Origin of the sequence: Prevotella sp. SGI.167 (assembly GCF_050313615.1) — a bacterium.
Classification (GTDB): Bacteria; Bacteroidota; Bacteroidia; order Bacteroidales; family Bacteroidaceae; genus Prevotella.
The window spans coordinates 1-18,077 of sequence record NZ_JBNPLT010000045.1; the positions used below are offsets into that span (position 1 = coordinate 1).

The 18,077-nt window shown below is 35.1% G+C and carries 18 protein-coding genes; all 18 read left to right on the plus strand.

Annotated elements, in window-relative coordinates; all coding sequences use genetic code 11:
- Positions 1 to 1,276, plus strand: a 1,276-nt coding sequence (locus ACQRBJ_RS14620) for a UDP binding domain-containing protein (protein WP_445304042.1), incomplete at its 5' end; no start/stop codon positions are given.
- A gap of 29 nt (positions 1,277 to 1,305) precedes the next feature.
- Complete coding sequence (locus ACQRBJ_RS14625; protein ID WP_445304043.1) at positions 1,306 to 2,163, plus strand: DUF4747 family protein; 858 nt, start codon at positions 1,306 to 1,308, stop codon at positions 2,161 to 2,163.
- On the plus strand, positions 2,156 to 2,812 hold the full coding sequence (locus tag ACQRBJ_RS14630) for a hypothetical protein (protein ID WP_445304044.1): 657 nt from the start codon (positions 2,156 to 2,158) through the stop codon (positions 2,810 to 2,812). The genes ACQRBJ_RS14625 and ACQRBJ_RS14630 overlap by 8 nt, the downstream gene beginning before the upstream one ends.
- 150 nt (positions 2,813 to 2,962) lie before the next feature.
- Positions 2,963 to 3,307, plus strand: coding sequence for a hypothetical protein (locus tag ACQRBJ_RS14635; protein ID WP_445304045.1), 345 nt, complete (start codon positions 2,963 to 2,965; stop codon positions 3,305 to 3,307).
- Positions 3,307 to 5,121: a Coenzyme F420 hydrogenase/dehydrogenase, beta subunit C-terminal domain gene (locus tag ACQRBJ_RS14640; protein WP_445304046.1), complete on the plus strand. Its 1,815-nt coding sequence runs from the start codon at positions 3,307 to 3,309 to the stop codon at positions 5,119 to 5,121. The genes ACQRBJ_RS14635 and ACQRBJ_RS14640 overlap by 1 nt, the downstream gene beginning before the upstream one ends.
- On the plus strand, positions 5,109 to 6,647 hold the full coding sequence (locus ACQRBJ_RS14645; RefSeq protein ID WP_445304047.1) for an MATE family efflux transporter: 1,539 nt from the start codon (positions 5,109 to 5,111) through the stop codon (positions 6,645 to 6,647). Before ACQRBJ_RS14640 ends, ACQRBJ_RS14645 begins: the two co-directional genes overlap by 13 nt.
- Before the next feature lie 97 nt (positions 6,648 to 6,744).
- Complete coding sequence (locus ACQRBJ_RS14650; protein ID WP_445304048.1) at positions 6,745 to 7,470, plus strand: SDR family NAD(P)-dependent oxidoreductase; 726 nt, start codon at positions 6,745 to 6,747, stop codon at positions 7,468 to 7,470.
- A gap of 6 nt (positions 7,471 to 7,476) precedes the next feature.
- Complete coding sequence (locus ACQRBJ_RS14655; protein ID WP_445304049.1) at positions 7,477 to 8,439, plus strand: hypothetical protein; 963 nt, start codon at positions 7,477 to 7,479, stop codon at positions 8,437 to 8,439.
- Positions 8,436 to 9,506 (plus strand): polysaccharide pyruvyl transferase family protein, encoded by a 1,071-nt coding sequence (locus ACQRBJ_RS14660; protein ID WP_445304050.1) that lies wholly within the window; start codon positions 8,436 to 8,438, stop codon positions 9,504 to 9,506. The genes ACQRBJ_RS14655 and ACQRBJ_RS14660 overlap by 4 nt, the downstream gene beginning before the upstream one ends.
- Positions 9,507 to 9,571: 65 nt before the next feature.
- The gene (locus tag ACQRBJ_RS14665) at positions 9,572 to 10,564 is read left to right on the plus strand and encodes a glycosyltransferase family 2 protein (protein ID WP_445304051.1); all 993 of its coding nucleotides are present in this window, start codon (positions 9,572 to 9,574) and stop codon (positions 10,562 to 10,564) included.
- Positions 10,554 to 11,651: an EpsG family protein gene (locus ACQRBJ_RS14670; RefSeq protein WP_445304052.1), complete on the plus strand. Its 1,098-nt coding sequence runs from the start codon at positions 10,554 to 10,556 to the stop codon at positions 11,649 to 11,651. The genes ACQRBJ_RS14665 and ACQRBJ_RS14670 overlap by 11 nt, the downstream gene beginning before the upstream one ends.
- Positions 11,641 to 12,951 (plus strand): Coenzyme F420 hydrogenase/dehydrogenase, beta subunit C-terminal domain, encoded by a 1,311-nt coding sequence (locus ACQRBJ_RS14675; RefSeq protein WP_445304053.1) that lies wholly within the window; start codon positions 11,641 to 11,643, stop codon positions 12,949 to 12,951. Before ACQRBJ_RS14670 ends, ACQRBJ_RS14675 begins: the two co-directional genes overlap by 11 nt.
- Before the next feature lies 1 nt (position 12,952).
- Complete coding sequence (locus ACQRBJ_RS14680) at positions 12,953 to 14,107, plus strand: polysaccharide pyruvyl transferase family protein (protein ID WP_445304054.1); 1,155 nt, start codon at positions 12,953 to 12,955, stop codon at positions 14,105 to 14,107.
- A gap of 24 nt (positions 14,108 to 14,131) precedes the next feature.
- Positions 14,132 to 15,235 carry a glycosyltransferase family 4 protein gene (locus ACQRBJ_RS14685; protein WP_445304055.1) on the plus strand — a complete coding sequence of 368 codons (1,104 nt, stop codon included), beginning with the start codon at positions 14,132 to 14,134 and terminating at the stop codon, positions 15,233 to 15,235.
- Between the two features lie 135 nt (positions 15,236 to 15,370).
- Positions 15,371 to 15,877: a hypothetical protein gene (locus ACQRBJ_RS14690; protein ID WP_445304056.1), complete on the plus strand. Its 507-nt coding sequence runs from the start codon at positions 15,371 to 15,373 to the stop codon at positions 15,875 to 15,877.
- 23 nt (positions 15,878 to 15,900) lie between these two features.
- Positions 15,901 to 16,866, plus strand: a complete 966-nt coding sequence (locus ACQRBJ_RS14695) for a hypothetical protein (RefSeq protein ID WP_445304057.1) — start codon at positions 15,901 to 15,903, stop codon at positions 16,864 to 16,866.
- A gap of 4 nt (positions 16,867 to 16,870) precedes the next feature.
- Positions 16,871 to 17,386 (plus strand): PssD/Cps14F family polysaccharide biosynthesis glycosyltransferase, encoded by a 516-nt coding sequence (pssD, locus tag ACQRBJ_RS14700; protein WP_445304058.1) that lies wholly within the window; start codon positions 16,871 to 16,873, stop codon positions 17,384 to 17,386.
- A gap of 12 nt (positions 17,387 to 17,398) precedes the next feature.
- Positions 17,399 to 17,890 carry a glycosyltransferase gene (locus ACQRBJ_RS14705; RefSeq protein ID WP_445304059.1) on the plus strand — a complete coding sequence of 164 codons (492 nt, stop codon included), beginning with the start codon at positions 17,399 to 17,401 and terminating at the stop codon, positions 17,888 to 17,890.
- The last annotated feature ends 187 nt before the right edge of the window (positions 17,891 to 18,077 follow it).

The window sequence follows — 18,077 nt, forward strand, 5'->3', positions numbered from 1 at the left end:
CGGTCTGAGCATAGCAACGCTATTGTCTCAGCACCATCATGTAACAGCAGTAGATGTAATCCCAGAGAAGGTGGAGAAACTCAACAATAAGATTTCTCCAATCCAGGACGATTACATCGAAAAGTATTTGGCAGAAAAGCCATTGAATCTCGTGGCAACCCTTGACGGCAAGTCAGCCTATAAGGATGCAGACTTCGTAGTGATTGCAGCACCAACCAACTACGACCCGGTGAAGAACTACTTCGATACAACCCATGTAGAAGAAGTCATCGACCTGGTTCTGGAGGTAAACCCAGATGCTGTGATGGTCATTAAGAGCACCATCCCTGTAGGTTACACCCGCAACCTCTACTTGAAGTATGCCAAGAAGGGCGTGAAGAATTTCAACCTTCTCTTCTCTCCAGAGTTCCTTCGTGAGAGCAAGGCACTCTATGATAACCTTTACCCAAGTCGCATTATTGTAGGCTATCCAAAGATTATCGATCGCCCTGAGTTTGCAGAGGAGAACGAGGCTATCAAGTCAGTAACCAATGTCGAGATGTTGAAGGAAGCAGCCAAGACCTTCGCCGCTTTGCTCCAGGAAGGCGCCATCAAGGAAAACATCGATACCCTCTTCATGGGCATGAAGGAAGCTGAGGCTGTCAAGCTCTTCGCCAATACCTATCTGGCACTCCGAGTAAGCTATTTCAATGAGTTGGATACATACGCAGAGGTAAAGGGACTCGATACCAAGGCTATCATCGATGGCGTAGGCCTTGATCCACGAATCGGCACCCATTACAACAACCCAAGCTTCGGCTATGGTGGTTATTGCCTGCCAAAGGATACCAAGCAGCTCCTGGCAAACTATGCTGATGTTCCTGAGAACCTGATAGAGGCAATCGTAGAGAGCAACCGCACCCGTAAGGACTATATCGCTGATGCCGTACTCCAGAAGGCGGGTTATTACAGCTATGCCGATGCCAACAGCTATGATGCCAGCAAGGAACACAACTGCGTGATTGGAGTCTATCGTCTGACCATGAAGTCAAACAGCGATAACTTCCGCCAGTCAGCTATCCAGGGAATCATGAAACGTATCAAGGCTAAGGGTGCAGAGGTAGTCATCTATGAGCCAACCCTGGAAGAGGGCAGCACCTTCTTTGGTAGCCGAGTAGAGAACAACCTCGAAGCCTTCAAGGCACAGAGCCATGCCATCATCGCCAATCGCTATGATGCTTGTCTGGATGATGTGAAGGAGAAGGTATATACTAGAGATATTTTCAGAAGAGATTAATTATTATAAGACATTAAAATTATCTCAAAATGAAAAAATCAATTGAACCTAACGAAAGATTGGTAAAAAAGGAAGTGAGATTCCTTAACGTTGTACTTTATCCAGAAAGTAGACAATCGCCACAGAGGTATGCAGAATTATTTGCTAAGGTGTTTGATTTGAAAATTGCGGTAAACACCTTTGCGGAAAAAATAACTCAAATTGAGTCTTTTGATGTTGATAAAGACTTTTGTTATGGTAGACTTGTTAATTTTACCGATTTACAAGGGAAGAAATGGTTTAACAGAGAATTAAATGTAGTTGAAGATTTCGAATTTACGCTTAAAAAGTACCCTAATGCAAAGGAAAAGGATTTTTATTTTCTTCCAAGTATTCATAAAATAGCAATTATAGGTAGAGAAAGTCCTTCGCTTGGACAACTGCAAAAGTTTTTTCAGTTGGCTTTATCTAAAGTTGTAAATCAAGAATTCGATGAATCCGTCGAGGTTAATATTGTAACTGACTCAATTTTACTGGATAAGATATATTCTTCTTCTAAATTGGTTTCATTGGAATTGCATGTCTCTTATTCTAATAATGATGTGAATGAAGATTATGAAGCTGCAATTGATGATGAATTAAAAGCTCAGGAAGTACGAAAAATGCATTCAACTTTTTCTGGAACGTCCAAAAATCCTTTAAAAATTAAGAAAAAGAGCCTTATTGGAGGTATTCTTTCTCTTACAAGAAATAATGGATATGCTATTGCCAAAGGTGAATTTGATGGTGAATATCAAACCGTTTCGACTCAAAATTATCCGCAAAGTTGTAAGTTGGTAACTACAGAGAAAAATTTGAAGTCCGAATTGAAGAAGAAAATGTTGTCATTCTTTGGAAGAAATGGGTAATAAAAAATATACCGGTTGGAGGAATGTTTGGCATATTTATCCTTGGAGATATTTGCTGAAAAGTATATGGCGTCCTTTATTTCTTGAAATCCTCTGCATCGTTGTTATAAATATGTCGTCAATACCTACTGTTGATATGTTAGGACACCTTTGCTCTTTTGTGAATGGAGGTTATCCTAGTATTGTAGGTTTTGTATTGTCTGGGTATGCCTTATTGATAGGTTTCAGTAATTCAGAACTAATTCAAAAGCTCTCTAAAAGAAAAAATGAAAATAAGCCAGCTTTATTCCAAAAAATCAATGCTACGTTTGCCATGATGTTATTAATGCTAGTTGTCACATTGTTATTCAGCTTTGTGGTAAGCATTGTTATGAAGGCGAATGTAAGTGGATGTTTTTTTCTGAGCGGGTATGAAAATGCCATAAATACAGCTACTTTATATTTATTCTTATTTATCATATTCTACAGTTTGTTCTCTTTACTTGACGTCGTCATGAATATCTTCAATTTTGGGCAATTTGCATTTGTAATAAATGATTTGAAAAATAAAAAAGTTCTTCAGAATAAAGATAGTGTTGAAGGTCAATCTGATTATCCGTGTCTAATACAGATGTTGATAAAATTATGCAATTGTATTAAGAGGTTATAATTACTATTCTGCAGAGAGTTTCGAAAGTTCTTTATTGGTAGGTGTTGGTGTACGTGTAAAGAAAAATATTCGGTAGGCGAAGCATCATTAGCATTTTATGAGCTACTTTTCGCTTTTGGTGTGGAGCCTACCTCTTTAAAAATAAAGACAATGGTAGAGTATATAATAGAATCTAAATTATTGGCATTCTTGGCACCCAAAATTACGGTTGGTGTCATTAACTTACTTCGGGATGTCACAGACGAATGTAAGCAGGCGTTAAAGGACGACATTTATGCTTATATCGGTAATTTTGTCGGGAAGTACTCTAGAATCAAGACGTTTCTCTTTGAGGAGCGACGTGATTTCTATGATGTCTATTTTCTTCTTTCTTTAAAAGGAAGAAATAAAGAGATGCAAGTACCTGATAATCCGAATATGTTATTTATAGAGCATAACTTCATAACACTTCTAGCTATAGATAATTTATTTAGTAACAATACAAAATTTGATTAATGATAGATATAAAACGTAAAGAGGAGTGTTGCGGATGCAACGCTTGTGGTGATGTATGTCCAAAAGGTTCCATATCTTTTAAGGTTGACACCGAAGGATTTTGGTATCCAGAAGTAGATATGAATACATGTATTAATTGTCGTCTTTGTGAGAAGGTATGTCCTATCTTACAACCTGCAGATAAAGTTGTAAGATATGACGAACCGCGAGTGTTTGCAGCATACTCAAAAGATGACAGTATTCGTACAGACAGTACATCTGGTGGTGTACATTCTATGCTTGCTAAAGCTATGTATGCTAAGAATGCGTATGTTGGTGGAGCCGTTTATAATGATGACCATACTGTATCACAGATTGTTGATGCAAATCCACAACGCTTGGAAGAAATAAGAAGTAGTAAATATCTCCAAAGCAATGCTAAAGGTGTTTATAAGGAGATAAAGCAACTTTTGAGAGAGGACAAGGAAGTTTTCTTCTGTGGTTGTCCTTGCCAGGTACAGGCTCTATATAAGGTGCTGGGCAATAAGGATTATGATAATCTAACAACTTGTGATTTTATTTGTCGAGGTGTCAATTCCCCTAAAGTCTTTATCAGGTATATGGATATGCTTGAGCGCCAGTTTGGAGCTAAGGCAACCAAGATAAAGTTTAAAGCGAAAGAATGGGGATGGCATAACTTCTCTATGCGTGTGAACTTTGCTAATGGAAAGGAATATTGCAAAGACCGTTATCACGACCTTTTCTTTATAGGTTATTTACAAGCAAACCTTCTTACTCGTCCTTCTTGTTATGAATGTCATTTCAAGGGGTTCCCACAGAAAGCAGATATTACACTTGCCGACTTTTGGGGTATTGAAAATATAGACAAGACGATGGATCAAGACAGAGGTACATCCCTTGTTATGGTAAATTCTGACAAAGGAATGGCACTTTTTGAGGCTATAAAGAATAACGTCAATTGGAAAGAGTTTACAATGACAGATGCTCGTAGAGGGAATCCTGCCATGAATACGTCTTTAAAAACTCTTAAACCCAATCGGGCAGAGTTTTATGAAGCTATAGATCTGGAACCATTTGAGGAAGTTGCTAAGAAATTTTTTCCTCCAGTTCCAACAAAATTCACTGCAATAAAGAAGAAAACTATTAGGTTTGCAATGTTGTCCAAACGAATACTATCATTATTTAAGCATATGGGACTGTCGGTTAGTGCATGGAACACTTTCTTTTCTATCAATCTCATATCCTCAAATGTTGTCAAGGCGATTCGTTATCCTTTTTTAAATGTCAGTAGAACTGTTGTACAGATGAATGCAGGTTCTCAGATGATTTTGAAAGGAAAATTAATTGTAGGTATAAAGCAGGTGAAGAAGTCAAGACCAGAGACCCGTATTTTATTGGAGGACAATGCCAAAATTACAGTAGATGGAGATTTTAGTGTATATGCAAATTCTTATATTCGTATATTTCCTAATAGTCATTTAATCCTTCATGGTGGTTTTATTAATGAAAATGTACAAATATCTTGTGGCGAAACCATAGAGATAGGTGAAGGGGCAACTATAGGACGTGATGTATGTATACGTTCTTTTGATGGTCATACTATTGAAGAAGAAGGTTATAAGATTGCCAAACCAATCAAAATAGGTCGACATGTATGGATTGGTCAAGGTGCAACCATTCTTAAGGGCGTGACCATCGGTGAAGGTGCAATTGTTGCTTCCGGAGCACTTGTAACGAAAGATGTTCCTGCACATTCAATAGTTGGAGGGGTACCTGCAAAAGTTCTCAAGGAAAACGTAAAATGGCACAGATAATGGTAGTATCAGATAATAAACGTATAGCTAAAAATACCATCTTCCTGTATATAAGGATGATAGTGGTGATGCTTGTTTCGCTTTATACTTCAAGAGTCATTCTGAATACTTTAGGTGCTTCTGATTATGGTATATATAATGTTGTTGGTGGAATAGTCACCATCGTTGGTTTCCTTAATAGTGCTCTTGGTGCAAGTACTAGCCGTTTTTTGACATTTGCCCTTGGTGAGAGGAATTTTGATAAGCAGAAGTCTACTTTTGGTGCTTGCCTAAATTTGCATATTGGTATTGCTTTATTGGTGTTGATATTCGGCGAAACAATTGGTCTGTGGTTCTTTTATGAAAAGATGGTTATACCTGAAAATCGAATGGTTGCTGCATTTTGGGTTTTTCAGTTTTCCATTATTACCACGATGGTGAGTTTTACACAGGTACCATATAATGCATCACTCATAGCACATGAGGAGATGGCAATATATGCGTATGTTGGATTATATGAAGCAGTTTCTCGTCTTGTTATTGCATACTTGATAACGATCTCCCCTATAGATAGTCTTGTGTTTTATGGCTTGCTGCTATTGGTAAATACCGTTATAGTACAGCTGTTCTATAGGTGGTATGTAGTAAAACATTTTGTTGAATGTAGATTTTCTCTTGTAAAAGATAAAGAACTATACAAGCGGCTTATAAGTTATGGAGGTTGGGATCTATTTGGTCATTTAGCGCTAGTTTGTCAAGGAGAAGGAGTAAATCTATTGCTTAATATTTTCTTTGGTCCAATCGTTAATACAGCACGTGCTATCGCATTTCAAATTCAAGGTGCAGTAACTCAATTTATAGGTAGTTTTATGACAGCTGTTCGCCCACAAGTTATCAAAAATTATGCAGAAGGTAACGTGGATAAAATGTATATAATGACGTTTTATGCAGCTAAGTTTTCTTATATATTGATGCTTGCACTTGTTGTGCCAATTATCTTTGAAATTCATTTTATTTTAGGTATTTGGTTAGGGGATGCAGTACCTGAAGAAACTTCATTGTTTGCTGTTATTGTACTTATAACTTACACTTGGCGTACTTTTCATATCGCAGCGCTCATGCCATATCATTCTATTGGAAAGATAAAAACTGGTAATGTTACAATAGGTAGTATGATGATTGCAACATTACCTGTGGGATATGTTCTTCTCAGATTAGGTTGTCCTGCATATTCTGTATTCTTGGTTATTTTTGCTGTAGAAATAGGTAGTATGTTTGCTGTTTACTGGCTTATTCATAAATACGAATATTTTCCTTATAGGTATGTGTTTACCAAGATACTTCTACCATGTGGATTAGTGACATTATGTACTATTATATTTCCAACAATGATAACGCATTTTATGCATGATGGTTGGGGGAGATTATTTATGGTAGGTTTCTCTGCAGAAATTTCATTGTTATTGTCAGCCTTTCATTTAGGTTTAAAAAAGGAAGAACGAGCAAAAGTTTTCTCATTCATTTATAATAAATTTAAACATCAATAATATGTCAATAAAGAGTTTTTTTAAAAGAGTACTCTCGACGGCACAGCCAAAGAGAATAGTAAAAGCCAATTTTACATTTAAGAATGAAAATACGTATATGGCAGATAAAATAGTTCTTGTTACAGGAGGTGGTAGTGGTTTCGGTTTAGCCATAGCAAAACGTTTTGTTGAATGTGGAGCAAAGGTAATTATTACGGGGCGTAATGAAAATAAACTTGAGTCAGCAGTGAAATCATTGGGGCATAACGTATCCTATCTTGTATGGGATTTATGTGATGTGTCTATAGCCAAGACGAAAATGAACGAGGCTAATGCTATCTATGGTACAATTAATGTAGCCATTAATAATGCAGGTGTTTGGACTCCTAAGAAATGGAACGACATTGATGAGGCAGAATGGAACAAAATACTTGATACCAACCTCAAAGGTTTGTTCTTTATCTGTCAAGCAGAAGGTGAAGCTATGGCTAACAGCAATTCTACGGTCAGTAAAATTATTAATATAACATCCATAGAGGGTGTTCGTGGTGGATTTGGTCCTTATTGGGCATCTAAATGGGGAGCTAATGGTATTACCCGAGGAATGGCAAAGGCTCTTATAAAGAATAATGTTGTTGTAAATGCAATAGCCCCTGGCATGGGGTTAACTGATATTAATCCTAATCTTCCCAAGGATGGAAATCTAAATTTATCATATAATTTAAATGGAAGATATGTAACTGTTGAGGAAATTGCGGAAACGGCATGTTTCTTAGCTTCGGATGCTGCAAATAGTATTGTAGGACAGGTGATAGTGGTTGATGGTGGAATGGCATTAAATTAATATACGATGATTATTTTTATTTTAGCACTCATTATATTATGCATTGCTGTATTATTTATTGCCAATGCCATTTATAAGCGAACAAATCATTTCAACAATCAGTTTGTTGATGTACGCAAGTATTGGGATATGGCGATTTTTCCCAATAACTTGCAAGTGGTGAATCTAGGAAGTAATCACCCTAAGTTTGCATTTGATTATAGTGAAATGGATGTTCAAGCCATGAATTGTGCTGTTGGTCCTCAAACTTTTGAATATGACTTTGCCATATTACGTAAAATCACATCTCATTTGGCTTCTGGAGCATGTGTATTAATCCCTGTATGTCTATTGAGTTTTTTTTTATATCGTCAAAAAACGAGAAGTACACATGCCAAATACTATACATTTCTTGATAAGGATGATATTGTAGATTACAGTAAAATGGAGCAAATAAAGCTTTTAAAGTATCCCGTTTTATTTAATCCCCGTTTGCTTCGCTATGTTCTTTGTGATGTAAAGAAGGATATACGTCTTGAACTGGTAGAGAACCCAATGAAGGATGTTGCAACTCTCTATAAAGATGCAGACCATTGGATAGACTGTTGGAATCAGCAGTTTGACATTGTATTGCCAAAGCCAAACCTTTCGGAAAAGAATATGAGTGATATTGAGCAAAATATACGTATTCTACGTGAAATGCTAGAGTACTGCAAAATGCATAATTTCAAACCGATAATAACAATTTTGCCAGTAACAGATTATCTTTCTTCTCGCTTTACAGATGAGTTTATCCATGAGCATATTCTTAGATATATAAACGCTGCTAACACTTTAAAAATACCAGTCTTGAACTATTTGAAGGACAAGCGCTTTACGGCATCGGAACTTTATATCAATAGCTTCTTTATGAACAAGAAGGGAAAGAGGTTGTTTACCAAGGAGATTTTAAATAGATTGGAAAAAGATTTAAAATATATTAAATTATGAAAATAGGTATAATTACCAGACCTTTAACAAGTAATTATGGGGGTATTCTACAGAACTATGCATTGCAGAAAGTTTTGCAGAACATGGGGCATGATGTTTGGACAATAGATTACAGAAAATACACTTGGCTTGACTGGTTAGATAAAGCATGGCGTGTAGTAATTTATAAGATATTAGGAAAAGCTATTCATTTTGATAAAACTCCACAAGAACATATCAAAGAAGAAATTCCCTTGCGGGGGTTTGTGAATAGATACATTAAATTAACCACACCACGTACAAGAAAAATAGAACGTAATATAGTCTGCAAGTACGGATTTGATGCGATTGTTGTGGGTAGTGATCAAGTGTGGAATCCAAGATACAGTAAATATATACAACGCTATTTCTTGAGTTTCATTAAGAATCAGAAAATTAAGCGTATAGCTTATGCGGCATCTTTTGGTGTTGACAAATGGACTTTTACAGAAAGACAAACTAAGATATGTTCAAAATTAGCCACTTGTTTTAATGCTATTTCTGTTAGGGAATTATCTGGTATAAAACTATGCAAGAATTATTTAGGAGTAGATTCTGTTAATGTTCTTGATCCTACACTTCTTTTATATGCTAGTGATTATTGTGATTTATGCAAAAATATACCAAAACAGAATCCCTTTGTTTTTGCCTATATACTAGATGAGAGTGTTGATAAGTTGGCTGTAATTAAGAATTTTGCTCATAAAAAAGGATTGCCGTATTTTATCAAAAGTGCAGGAGCAAAAGTAGATAGCAGTGATTCTGTTGAGCTTTGGTTGTCTTATTTTCGTGATGCAGAGTTTATAATTACAGATTCTTTTCATGGTACTGCATTTTCAATCAATTTTAACAAGGACTTCTTTGTTTTTGAAAATTCAAAGAGAGGTAATAGTAGATTTGATTCATTGTTAGGAAATCTCGGACTAATGACAAGAATAATTAATTCATCGGATATAGATGATACAAATAAAATAGATTGGAAAAAAACAAATGAAATTCGTGAAGAGTTATTGATAGAATCAATAAAATGGTTGGAACATAGTTTATAAATATTAGATTTCTTATCTGATAAATTATATCATAATTCTTTTTCTCATTACCATACTAGTAAATTATGAAAACTCCTAAAGTTTCAATTATCGTTCCTGTTTATGGAGCAGAAAAATATATTGCACGATGTGCAAAAAGTCTTTTTAATCAGACATATTCTAATGTAGAATATGTTTTAGTAAACGACTGTACACTAGATAAAAGTATTGATGTCCTTCGTAATGTCATTAAAGAATTCACTTATAGAGAACAACAGATTAAGATTATTGAGCATTCTCAAAATGGAGGATCCGCCTCTGCGAGGAATACTGGTCTTCATAACGCTACTGGTGATTATCTCATGTGGGTGGATGCAGATGATTTCTTAGATAATGATGCTATTCAAAAATGCGTAGATCAAATAGGTGATGCGGACATAATTACATTCGGTGTTGTTAAGCATACTATTAGGGGTATTATTCCTATGACAAATATTGCTTATAACAATGTAGAGGAACAGTTATGTGGAATAATAAAACATGATTGTCATCACGGTTTATGGGGACGTATGTATAAAAGAGAAATATCTGTAAAACATAAGATTTCTTTCTTTGATGGTCAAAATATGGGTGAGGACTTCCAATGGGTAGTTAGAAATTTTGCTCATTCTAAGAAGATAAAGGTAATAAGTGACGCAATGTATCATTATGAATTTATGAATGAAGACTCTATAGTTCACAAACCTTCTTTTGCGAAAAAACAACAAGCCAAATTTAATTATGAGATAGCTCGCAAAGAAACATATGGAATGTCCAATAAGATTGATAAGGCTTTAAATATCAAGAAAGCAAATCTATTGGTTGGATTATTAGAATCTTGTTGTGAAGGTAATGAAGGAAAAGATGTATTTAATTCCTTAAATAGTGAAGTTTCACAACTATCTAACGTTGCCAAGTCGGCTATAGGTATAGAGCATAGAATCATGTTTTATATAAAACAATATCAGATTGCTCGACTATATATTATTGTTGCAACAATAGTGAATAATCTATTAAAAAAACTGAGAAATGGTAAATGAAGTTGGACTTCCTGGTATTTATGTAATTCTTTTGGTTATTCTGTTTTTATATAGATCGTTCCCAAAAAGTAATGCATTATATTATACTTCAGTGTTTGCTTTAGTGTGTGTTGCTGTGTTGAGAGGTGTTGAGGTCGGTACTGATTATCCAAGTTATATTTCTGATTTTGAAAACTATTATTCCGTAGAAAGAGTTTTAGCTGCTACTTCAAGAACAGAAAAAGGCTTCTATTGGTTGCTTTATTATTCAAATAGCCTTGGAATACATTATATTATTTTATATGGTGGAATGTTTGTGACAACCCTTTGGGCTATTCTGCGCTTGGCAAATTATAATAGATGTGATAAGTCTTGGGTTTTGTTATTGTTTTATATGATGGGCTTTTATTTTATGTCGTTCAATATTATTCGACAAATGTTTGCCATAAGTTTAATACTGCTTGCAGTTCCTTGGTTGTTTGAAAGAAAGTATGTCCTATTTGCTGGCGTTACTTTTTTGACTTCTTTGTTGTTTCATTCTAGTGAAATGTTATTCCTCTTGTTGATACCATTACATTGGTATGTGAATAAAGTAAATGGCCAATTAAACAAGACAATTCTTTATGCAGGAGTTATTGGATCTTTTGTGATGTACTATGTTGCGCAAAGATTTTTGTTTGTATATGTATTACAACTATTGTCCTTATTAGGAATGGGTGATACATATGCTATTTATATTGAACTTGCTGCGGATCGTGAGTCTATTGGCAATACTACTTCTATGTTGTATACAATACTGGCATTGGTTGTCGTATTCCTGAAAAATCCAAAGACTTACATATTTGAAACCTACGCTGTCGTAATCTCAATTGTAATTTTTAATTTGACAAATGTAATGGCTGTATTTGCATATCGTTTATTTATTGATTTCAATATATTCATCTTGTTCCTCATACCATTAATGTTAGGAGAGTTGAGAAATAAGGAAAAAAGATATTTTATGGCTGTTATTATTTGTTTCTGCTCAGTAATGTTTACTTATAAATATTATTTAAATAATAATGGTCAGGTTAAACCTTATTATTTCATATTTGAAGATGGAAAATAATATAAATAATACGTTGCAAAATGACCTTTGTACAGGATGTGGTGTTTGTGAAGGAGCTTGCCCTTTTGATGCTATCACTACAGTCGTAGAAAAAGGGAATTTTCGCCCAAAGATTGACAGTTCTAAATGCAAGAATTGTGGGCGTTGCATAAAAGCTTGTCCTGGTCTTGGTGTTGACCTCGTGCGTCTTGCTGATAAATATCAGTCAGAAAATACCAATCATGACAAGATGGCTGGTAGGTATGAAAAGTGTTTTACTGGGTATTCTAACGATTTTGAAGTAAGATATCATTCTGCTTCAGGAGGTATGGTGAGTCAGTTTCTTATTTGGTTGTTAGAGAATAAGAAAATAGATGGAGCTGTTGTTACAAGGTTCGACAAAGAGAATCCACTGTTGGTAAAAACATTTATAGCAACTACTCGCGGAGATATTATATCTGCAAGAAGTAGCAAGTATGCACCTGTTACATTAAATAGAGCGGTACAAGACATAAAGGCAGCTTCTGGCTCTCGATATGTTATTGTAGGTCTCCCATGCCACATTCAAGGATTACGCAAACTCATGGAGATAGACAAGAAACTACGAGATAAAGTGGTTGGATTGTTCGGCATCTATTGTAGTTGTGGACGTTCTTTCTATATGACAGAACAGGTGTTTAAGGAAAGAGGAATTCCAAAAGACAAAATCACTTATTTCCAATATCGTGACGAAGGATGTCTTGGGAAGATGGTAGTGAAAGTCCCCGAAGAGGATGCGAACACTATTAGGGTTATTGATAATAACTCTGAAAGTGTTCTTTCTAACGAGGTACTAACTTATAAAGAACACTATCAGAGTTATTATCATCCCTTGAGAAGTTTCTTTATTCCTCGCAGATGTCTGTTCTGCATAGACCATTATGCGGAATTGTCTGATATAAGTTTTGGAGATATTCATATAAAGCCATATTCGGATGACAAAATAGGCGTAAACAGTATTATCGTTAAAAATAAAGCATGGCTTAGTCTTTTTGAAGAATGCCAAAAGGCAGGAGTTGTTCATTTGGATGAAGTTCCTTTTAAAACTATTTCTGATTCACAAAAGATGTCATTCAAAAAGAAAGGCAGAAATGGGGCATTCATCAATATAGGTAAAAAACTTGGTTGGGTAGTTCCACAATATGATGTGGGTTATCTTCGCCAACCGACCATGCATGATTGGTTGGATTATGTGCAAAATCGAGGCCAACAGTTCTTGGGTAGACATAAGGCACTTTGGCCATTGATAATAAAGTTAAAATCGAAAGTAAATATTCATTGATATGACGAAAAAAGTAGGTTGTGTTATAGCTTATAAAAAGAACCATACAAATTATGGTACTTCGCTTGTGGGCTATGCATTAGTGAAAAAGTTGCAGCAACTTGGATATGATGTGGAGATTATAAATTATGTCAAAAGGCTATCTTTCTCAGAAAAGGTTGCAATTGCTATAAATCAGTTTAGAGTGCAAGGCGCAAAAATGTTCTTAAAGCGTTTTGAGAGTAGACCAACATGTCAGGCATATATTGATGGAATAAAAACAAGAACGAAATCGGTAGAAGCTTACAAACAAAAGAAGCTTATACCGTTGTTTCATGACTATGTAGGGTATCAAGCATTGACTGAAGGTTCACTAAACTATGATGCCGTAGTTGTTGGTAGCGATCAAGTTTGGCTTCCTCATGGTTTAAAGACAAAGTTCTTTAATTTGTTGTTTGTTAATGATGCAGTACGTAAGATAGCATATGCAAGTAGTTTTGGAGTAAGTGAGATACCTTCTTTTCAGAAAAAAGATACAGCTTATTACTTGAACCGCTTTTACCGCGTAAGCGTGAGAGAGCAGAAAGGGAAGGAAATAGTTGATGTATTGTCTAAAAATAAGGCAACAGTAGTTGCAGACCCAACTCTCTTACTTAATGCTGATGATTGGGCAAAGGAAGCCAAGAATGCTAATGTTGATACATCTAAACCATATATTTTCTGTTATTTTTTGGGGACTAATCCTGATGCTCGAAAAGCTGCCAACGAATTGAAGGCTAAAACTGGACTAAAAATTATAGCTCTTCGTCATATGGATGAGTTTGTTGATAGTGATGAACAGTTTGGAGATGAAGCACCATATGCTGTAGACCCTAATGATTTCGTTAAGTATATCAAGGATGCAGAATACGTTCTTACAGACTCTTTCCATTGTTCAGCATTCAGTATACAGTTCCATAAAAAGTTCATGACTTTCTATCGTTTTGCTATTGGTGCAAAAGGTGGAAGGAACAGCAGAATTGATTCTTTGTTTAATGTGCTCGGTATTCCAAGAGAACATATTTACCAAGGGGATGTTCTGAAGGTGGGTAATCCTATAGAGTGGAGTGTTGTAGAAGAAAAACTTCTGACATTTCGAAAAAAAAGTATTGAATATTTGAAATTAGCACTTGATTAAAGTATAATACTAAATTGAATTGGAATGAGCTATATAATATCAAACAGATTAAGTCAACAAGTACTTATGTCTGGTGTGAAATACAAGGACAATCACCCAGGAGGTATTTCTGCTGTCGTACAATATTGGTCGGAATATATTGATGGTATTAGATATTTTCCGATGTTTAAAGAGGGTAGTAGAATAAGTAAGGTAAAAATCTTCGCATGTTCTTATGTGCGTATGTTCTTAACTCTTCTTTTTGACAAACAAGTAAAAATAGTACATGTACATACTGCTGCAGGTACAGATTTCAAAAGGTCTACTAAAATTATAAATTTAGCCAAGAAATTTGGAAAGAAAGTTATCCTGCATTCCCATGCTTCACAATTTAAAGTTTTTTATGCAGAAGTTTCTAATGAGCAGAAAAATAACATTTTACAAACTCTTCGTAAAGCTGATAAAGTAATAGTGTTATCGGAATCTTGGAAAGAATGGTTTGAGAAAATAGGTGTTGAATCTAATAAGATAATTATTCTACATAATATAACTGCTTATCCAAAGTTTCTGCCAGTAGATAAAGATACACAAATAGACATAGAAAGGCGTCCTGTTAGATTTCTTTTTATGGGTGAAATTGGTAAACGAAAAGGTGTGTTTGACATAATTCGTGGACTCGTAAAACATAAAGAAGAAATAAAGGATAAAATAGAATTGCGGATTGGAGGAAACAAAATGGAAGAACAACTCCGTAATGCTATTGCTGAAGGTGGTTTGTCTGACTTTGTGAAATTTGAAGGATGGGTGAGTGGCGAAAAGAAAATAGAATTGCTTAATTGGGCTGATGTGTATATTCTGCCATCTTTCAATGAGGGTTTACCTATTTCTATACTTGAAGCCATGAGCTATAAGAAGCCTATTATCTCTACACCAGTAGGAGGTATACCTGAGGTAGTGGATAAGACAAATGGAATACTTGTAACTCCTGGAAATGATGAAGAAATATTCTCAGCAATGAAACACTATGTTGATTACAAAGCAGATATAACAAAACATGGTGAGGAAAGCTATAAGAAAGCAGAAACTTATTTGCCCGATTACGTGCTTAACCATTTGAAACGAATTTATGAATCTTTGATACTGCAATAGCATATGGGAAAACTAAACAATACAGTAATGTTCGCTTGTAAAGAGTATAGACGAAATAGTGAAATACTATCTTTTTTATAAAATTGTGAACTTATTGAAGCTGAATTTGTGAACGCTTATAAATGATTACAACTTATGCCAAGTCCAACTAACGTTATTGGAGATAGAGGAGAAATGATAGTTTCTACGCGTCTCATGGAATATAATCTATTTCAAGTATTCTTATTGGGTGGTAAGGTTCCTGCATTCGACCTGTTGGTAGAGATAATACCGCAGAATGTAAATGAGAAACCTTATCAATTTTTAGTTCAGGTGAAAACAACTTCAAGGGTCAATTGTTTTACACAACAGCAACGACTGAAAACACCTATCCCTCAAGGCAAATTGGATGCTCTTATTGGCAGACCTTTACCGTCATATGCAGCTGGTGTTGATTTGAATACAGAAGATGTGTATCTCGTGCCATGTTTCGATACAAATAGCGGATATAACGGGTCTATTCCAACAAACAACAGGTTGGTAAATAAACCAAAGACACCGAATAATTTAGTGTTGTTACAGCGCCTAAAATCTGATATTATAGATTATTGGCACGGATTAAATATTGATACTTATAAACCACAATTTAATTCTACACTATGATAAATAATTCGAGAAATTATCGTATGCTGCAAATAGCAGCAATGATATTGTATAGGAATATTCCTAATATAACTTTAGTACAATCCGATGATAATGTATATGATATATTATGTTCTTCGACTATAGGTGAGTTGAGATTTGGAATTAATGTAGTGTCAAGTTCTTTCTCTACTTCTAATACTTATGAACATTATCTTAAATATCTCGATTCTGTAGACTATTCAGATAAGAACTATCGAATTCCTATTTTGCTGATGGCTGTTAATGAGAGCACTGAAACTGCAATGATAGGTATACAAGTTGGTTGGAGGTTTGGACGTCCAATAATTTTCAAAAAACCGACAATGATGAGCGTCACTCAGGAAAATGCAGACAAAATTATAAATTCAGTAAAAATGATGGATAATACAATACGTATGTTATCGGAGCATGGCATGAAGATAGTTAAGACTATTGCTGTAGAGAGTATACAACATAATGGAATGGCACATTATGCCAAGATAGTTTATCTACGTGATTTTACCGAACAATACAAGATGAAACAAAAAATAGTGGTTGATGAAAGAGAAAAGTTCAACCGCTTATTTAATGGAATTCCTGAGGATGAATATCCCAATGATTTTTTAGATAACTCCATATTGGAAATGGTAAATCAGAAATTTTCAGGAGCGAAGCTAACAAGCAGTATGATGTTATTTTCTTCGGACTTAAGAGAACTTCAACAGCTTGCCCATTCAATAATAATGAAAGCAGAAATGTTTGTAGAACCAAATCTTACAAATATGTCCAATGCTGTGCTATCCATGTTAGAAGGTGTAAAATTTCTGCATTTCAATATTGATTTTTTTGTTGATGCACCTTATTGTAAAGCGACTTTTGAGAACCTTTCGCTTCATAAAATAGAACCAATGGAAGGCTGGTTACGAACATATAATGAATATGATGAGGCACTCAAAACCCTACATAGTCCAACTGAATTTTTTATATAACAAAATGAGTAAACTAAACAATACCATAATGTTCGCCTGTAATCAAGGCGGACATTTCTCCCAAATGATGGCTTTGCATGATTTGTTTGGCAAGTATGAAACTGTGCTTGTAACAGATAATGTACGTGCTACAAAGCAAATGCCAGCATTGAAGGAGATAGGAGCAATAGAAATAATGGAAGGGGAATCTTCCAGAAGAAAAGAATTGAAGGATGATGACACTGGAAGCAGATGGTCGTTCTTAGGTGTTTATTTTAAAATGCTGTTAGCCAGTAGGAAGTTGTGGAAGAAGTATAGACCCAAAGTGATTGTTTCTACAGGTAGCAACATTGCTGTTCCATTGTTTATAATAGGTAAACTGCATGGAAGCAAGATAATCTTTATTGAGACCCGTGCAAAGGTATATGCACGTTCGATGACGGGAATATTAGTTAGACGTATGGCTGACCAGATATTTGTTCAATGGCCAGAAATGCTGAAGCTTTATCCTGAGGCAAAATATTGTGGAACATTAGTATAATCTCATTCGATAATGGTATTCATAACATTAGGAACTCAAGGCAACCAGTTTCCTCGTTGCCTTGAAATGGTGGAGAAGTTGATAGAAGAACTTCACCCTAACCAAGAATTTATAGCGCAGTTGGGCAATACGCATTATTCTTCAAATAAGATAAAGTGTCTGGATTATGTACCAGAGACTGAGTTTAAGGAGTATATAGCCAAGGCAGATGTAGTGATAAGTCATGCCGGAAGTGGTGCTTTGTTCAGTGCAATTCAGAAAGGCAAGAAGTGTATAGCTGTAGCTCGTTTGGAAAAATACAATGAAATGCTTAATGACCATCAGACAGAACTTGTACGCAAACTGTCGGAAGAAGGCTATATTCTTGATGGCACATATTCCATTGTAGATGCATGGAAAAAACTTGATGGCTTTGTGCCACGCAAGTGTGATTTTGAATGCAATATTCCAATGGAAGTGGAGATCTTATTAAATAAGTGGGGAGTTGAAAAAATAAAATCTTAAATCATGGTATTTAATAGTTTTAATTTCTGGCTTGTGTTTCCTTTAATTTTCTTAGTATATTGGATAATACCAAAAAGGTTTTATAAAGCCCAAAATATTTTCTTGCTTATAGTTAGCTATTTGCTATATATGAATTGGAAACCTTCATTTGCATTGATTCTCCTTGGGGTTACATCAATATGCTATT

Coding starts and splice junctions, on each gene's coding strand:
- ACQRBJ_RS14625 (WP_445304043.1), top strand. CDS start 1,306: ATGAAAAAATCAATTGAACCTAACGAAAGATTGGTAAAAAAGGAAGTG.
- ACQRBJ_RS14630 (WP_445304044.1), top strand. CDS start 2,156: ATGGGTAATAAAAAATATACCGGTTGGAGGAATGTTTGGCATATTTAT.
- ACQRBJ_RS14635 (WP_445304045.1), top strand. CDS start 2,963: ATGGTAGAGTATATAATAGAATCTAAATTATTGGCATTCTTGGCACCC.
- ACQRBJ_RS14640 (WP_445304046.1), top strand. CDS start 3,307: ATGATAGATATAAAACGTAAAGAGGAGTGTTGCGGATGCAACGCTTGT.
- ACQRBJ_RS14645 (WP_445304047.1), top strand. CDS start 5,109: ATGGCACAGATAATGGTAGTATCAGATAATAAACGTATAGCTAAAAAT.
- ACQRBJ_RS14650 (WP_445304048.1), top strand. CDS start 6,745: ATGGCAGATAAAATAGTTCTTGTTACAGGAGGTGGTAGTGGTTTCGGT.
- ACQRBJ_RS14655 (WP_445304049.1), top strand. CDS start 7,477: ATGATTATTTTTATTTTAGCACTCATTATATTATGCATTGCTGTATTA.
- ACQRBJ_RS14660 (WP_445304050.1), top strand. CDS start 8,436: ATGAAAATAGGTATAATTACCAGACCTTTAACAAGTAATTATGGGGGT.
- ACQRBJ_RS14665 (WP_445304051.1), top strand. CDS start 9,572: ATGAAAACTCCTAAAGTTTCAATTATCGTTCCTGTTTATGGAGCAGAA.
- ACQRBJ_RS14670 (WP_445304052.1), top strand. CDS start 10,554: ATGGTAAATGAAGTTGGACTTCCTGGTATTTATGTAATTCTTTTGGTT.
- ACQRBJ_RS14675 (WP_445304053.1), top strand. CDS start 11,641: ATGGAAAATAATATAAATAATACGTTGCAAAATGACCTTTGTACAGGA.
- ACQRBJ_RS14680 (WP_445304054.1), top strand. CDS start 12,953: ATGACGAAAAAAGTAGGTTGTGTTATAGCTTATAAAAAGAACCATACA.
- ACQRBJ_RS14685 (WP_445304055.1), top strand. CDS start 14,132: ATGAGCTATATAATATCAAACAGATTAAGTCAACAAGTACTTATGTCT.
- ACQRBJ_RS14690 (WP_445304056.1), top strand. CDS start 15,371: ATGCCAAGTCCAACTAACGTTATTGGAGATAGAGGAGAAATGATAGTT.
- ACQRBJ_RS14695 (WP_445304057.1), top strand. CDS start 15,901: ATGCTGCAAATAGCAGCAATGATATTGTATAGGAATATTCCTAATATA.
- pssD (WP_445304058.1), top strand. CDS start 16,871: ATGAGTAAACTAAACAATACCATAATGTTCGCCTGTAATCAAGGCGGA.
- ACQRBJ_RS14705 (WP_445304059.1), top strand. CDS start 17,399: ATGGTATTCATAACATTAGGAACTCAAGGCAACCAGTTTCCTCGTTGC.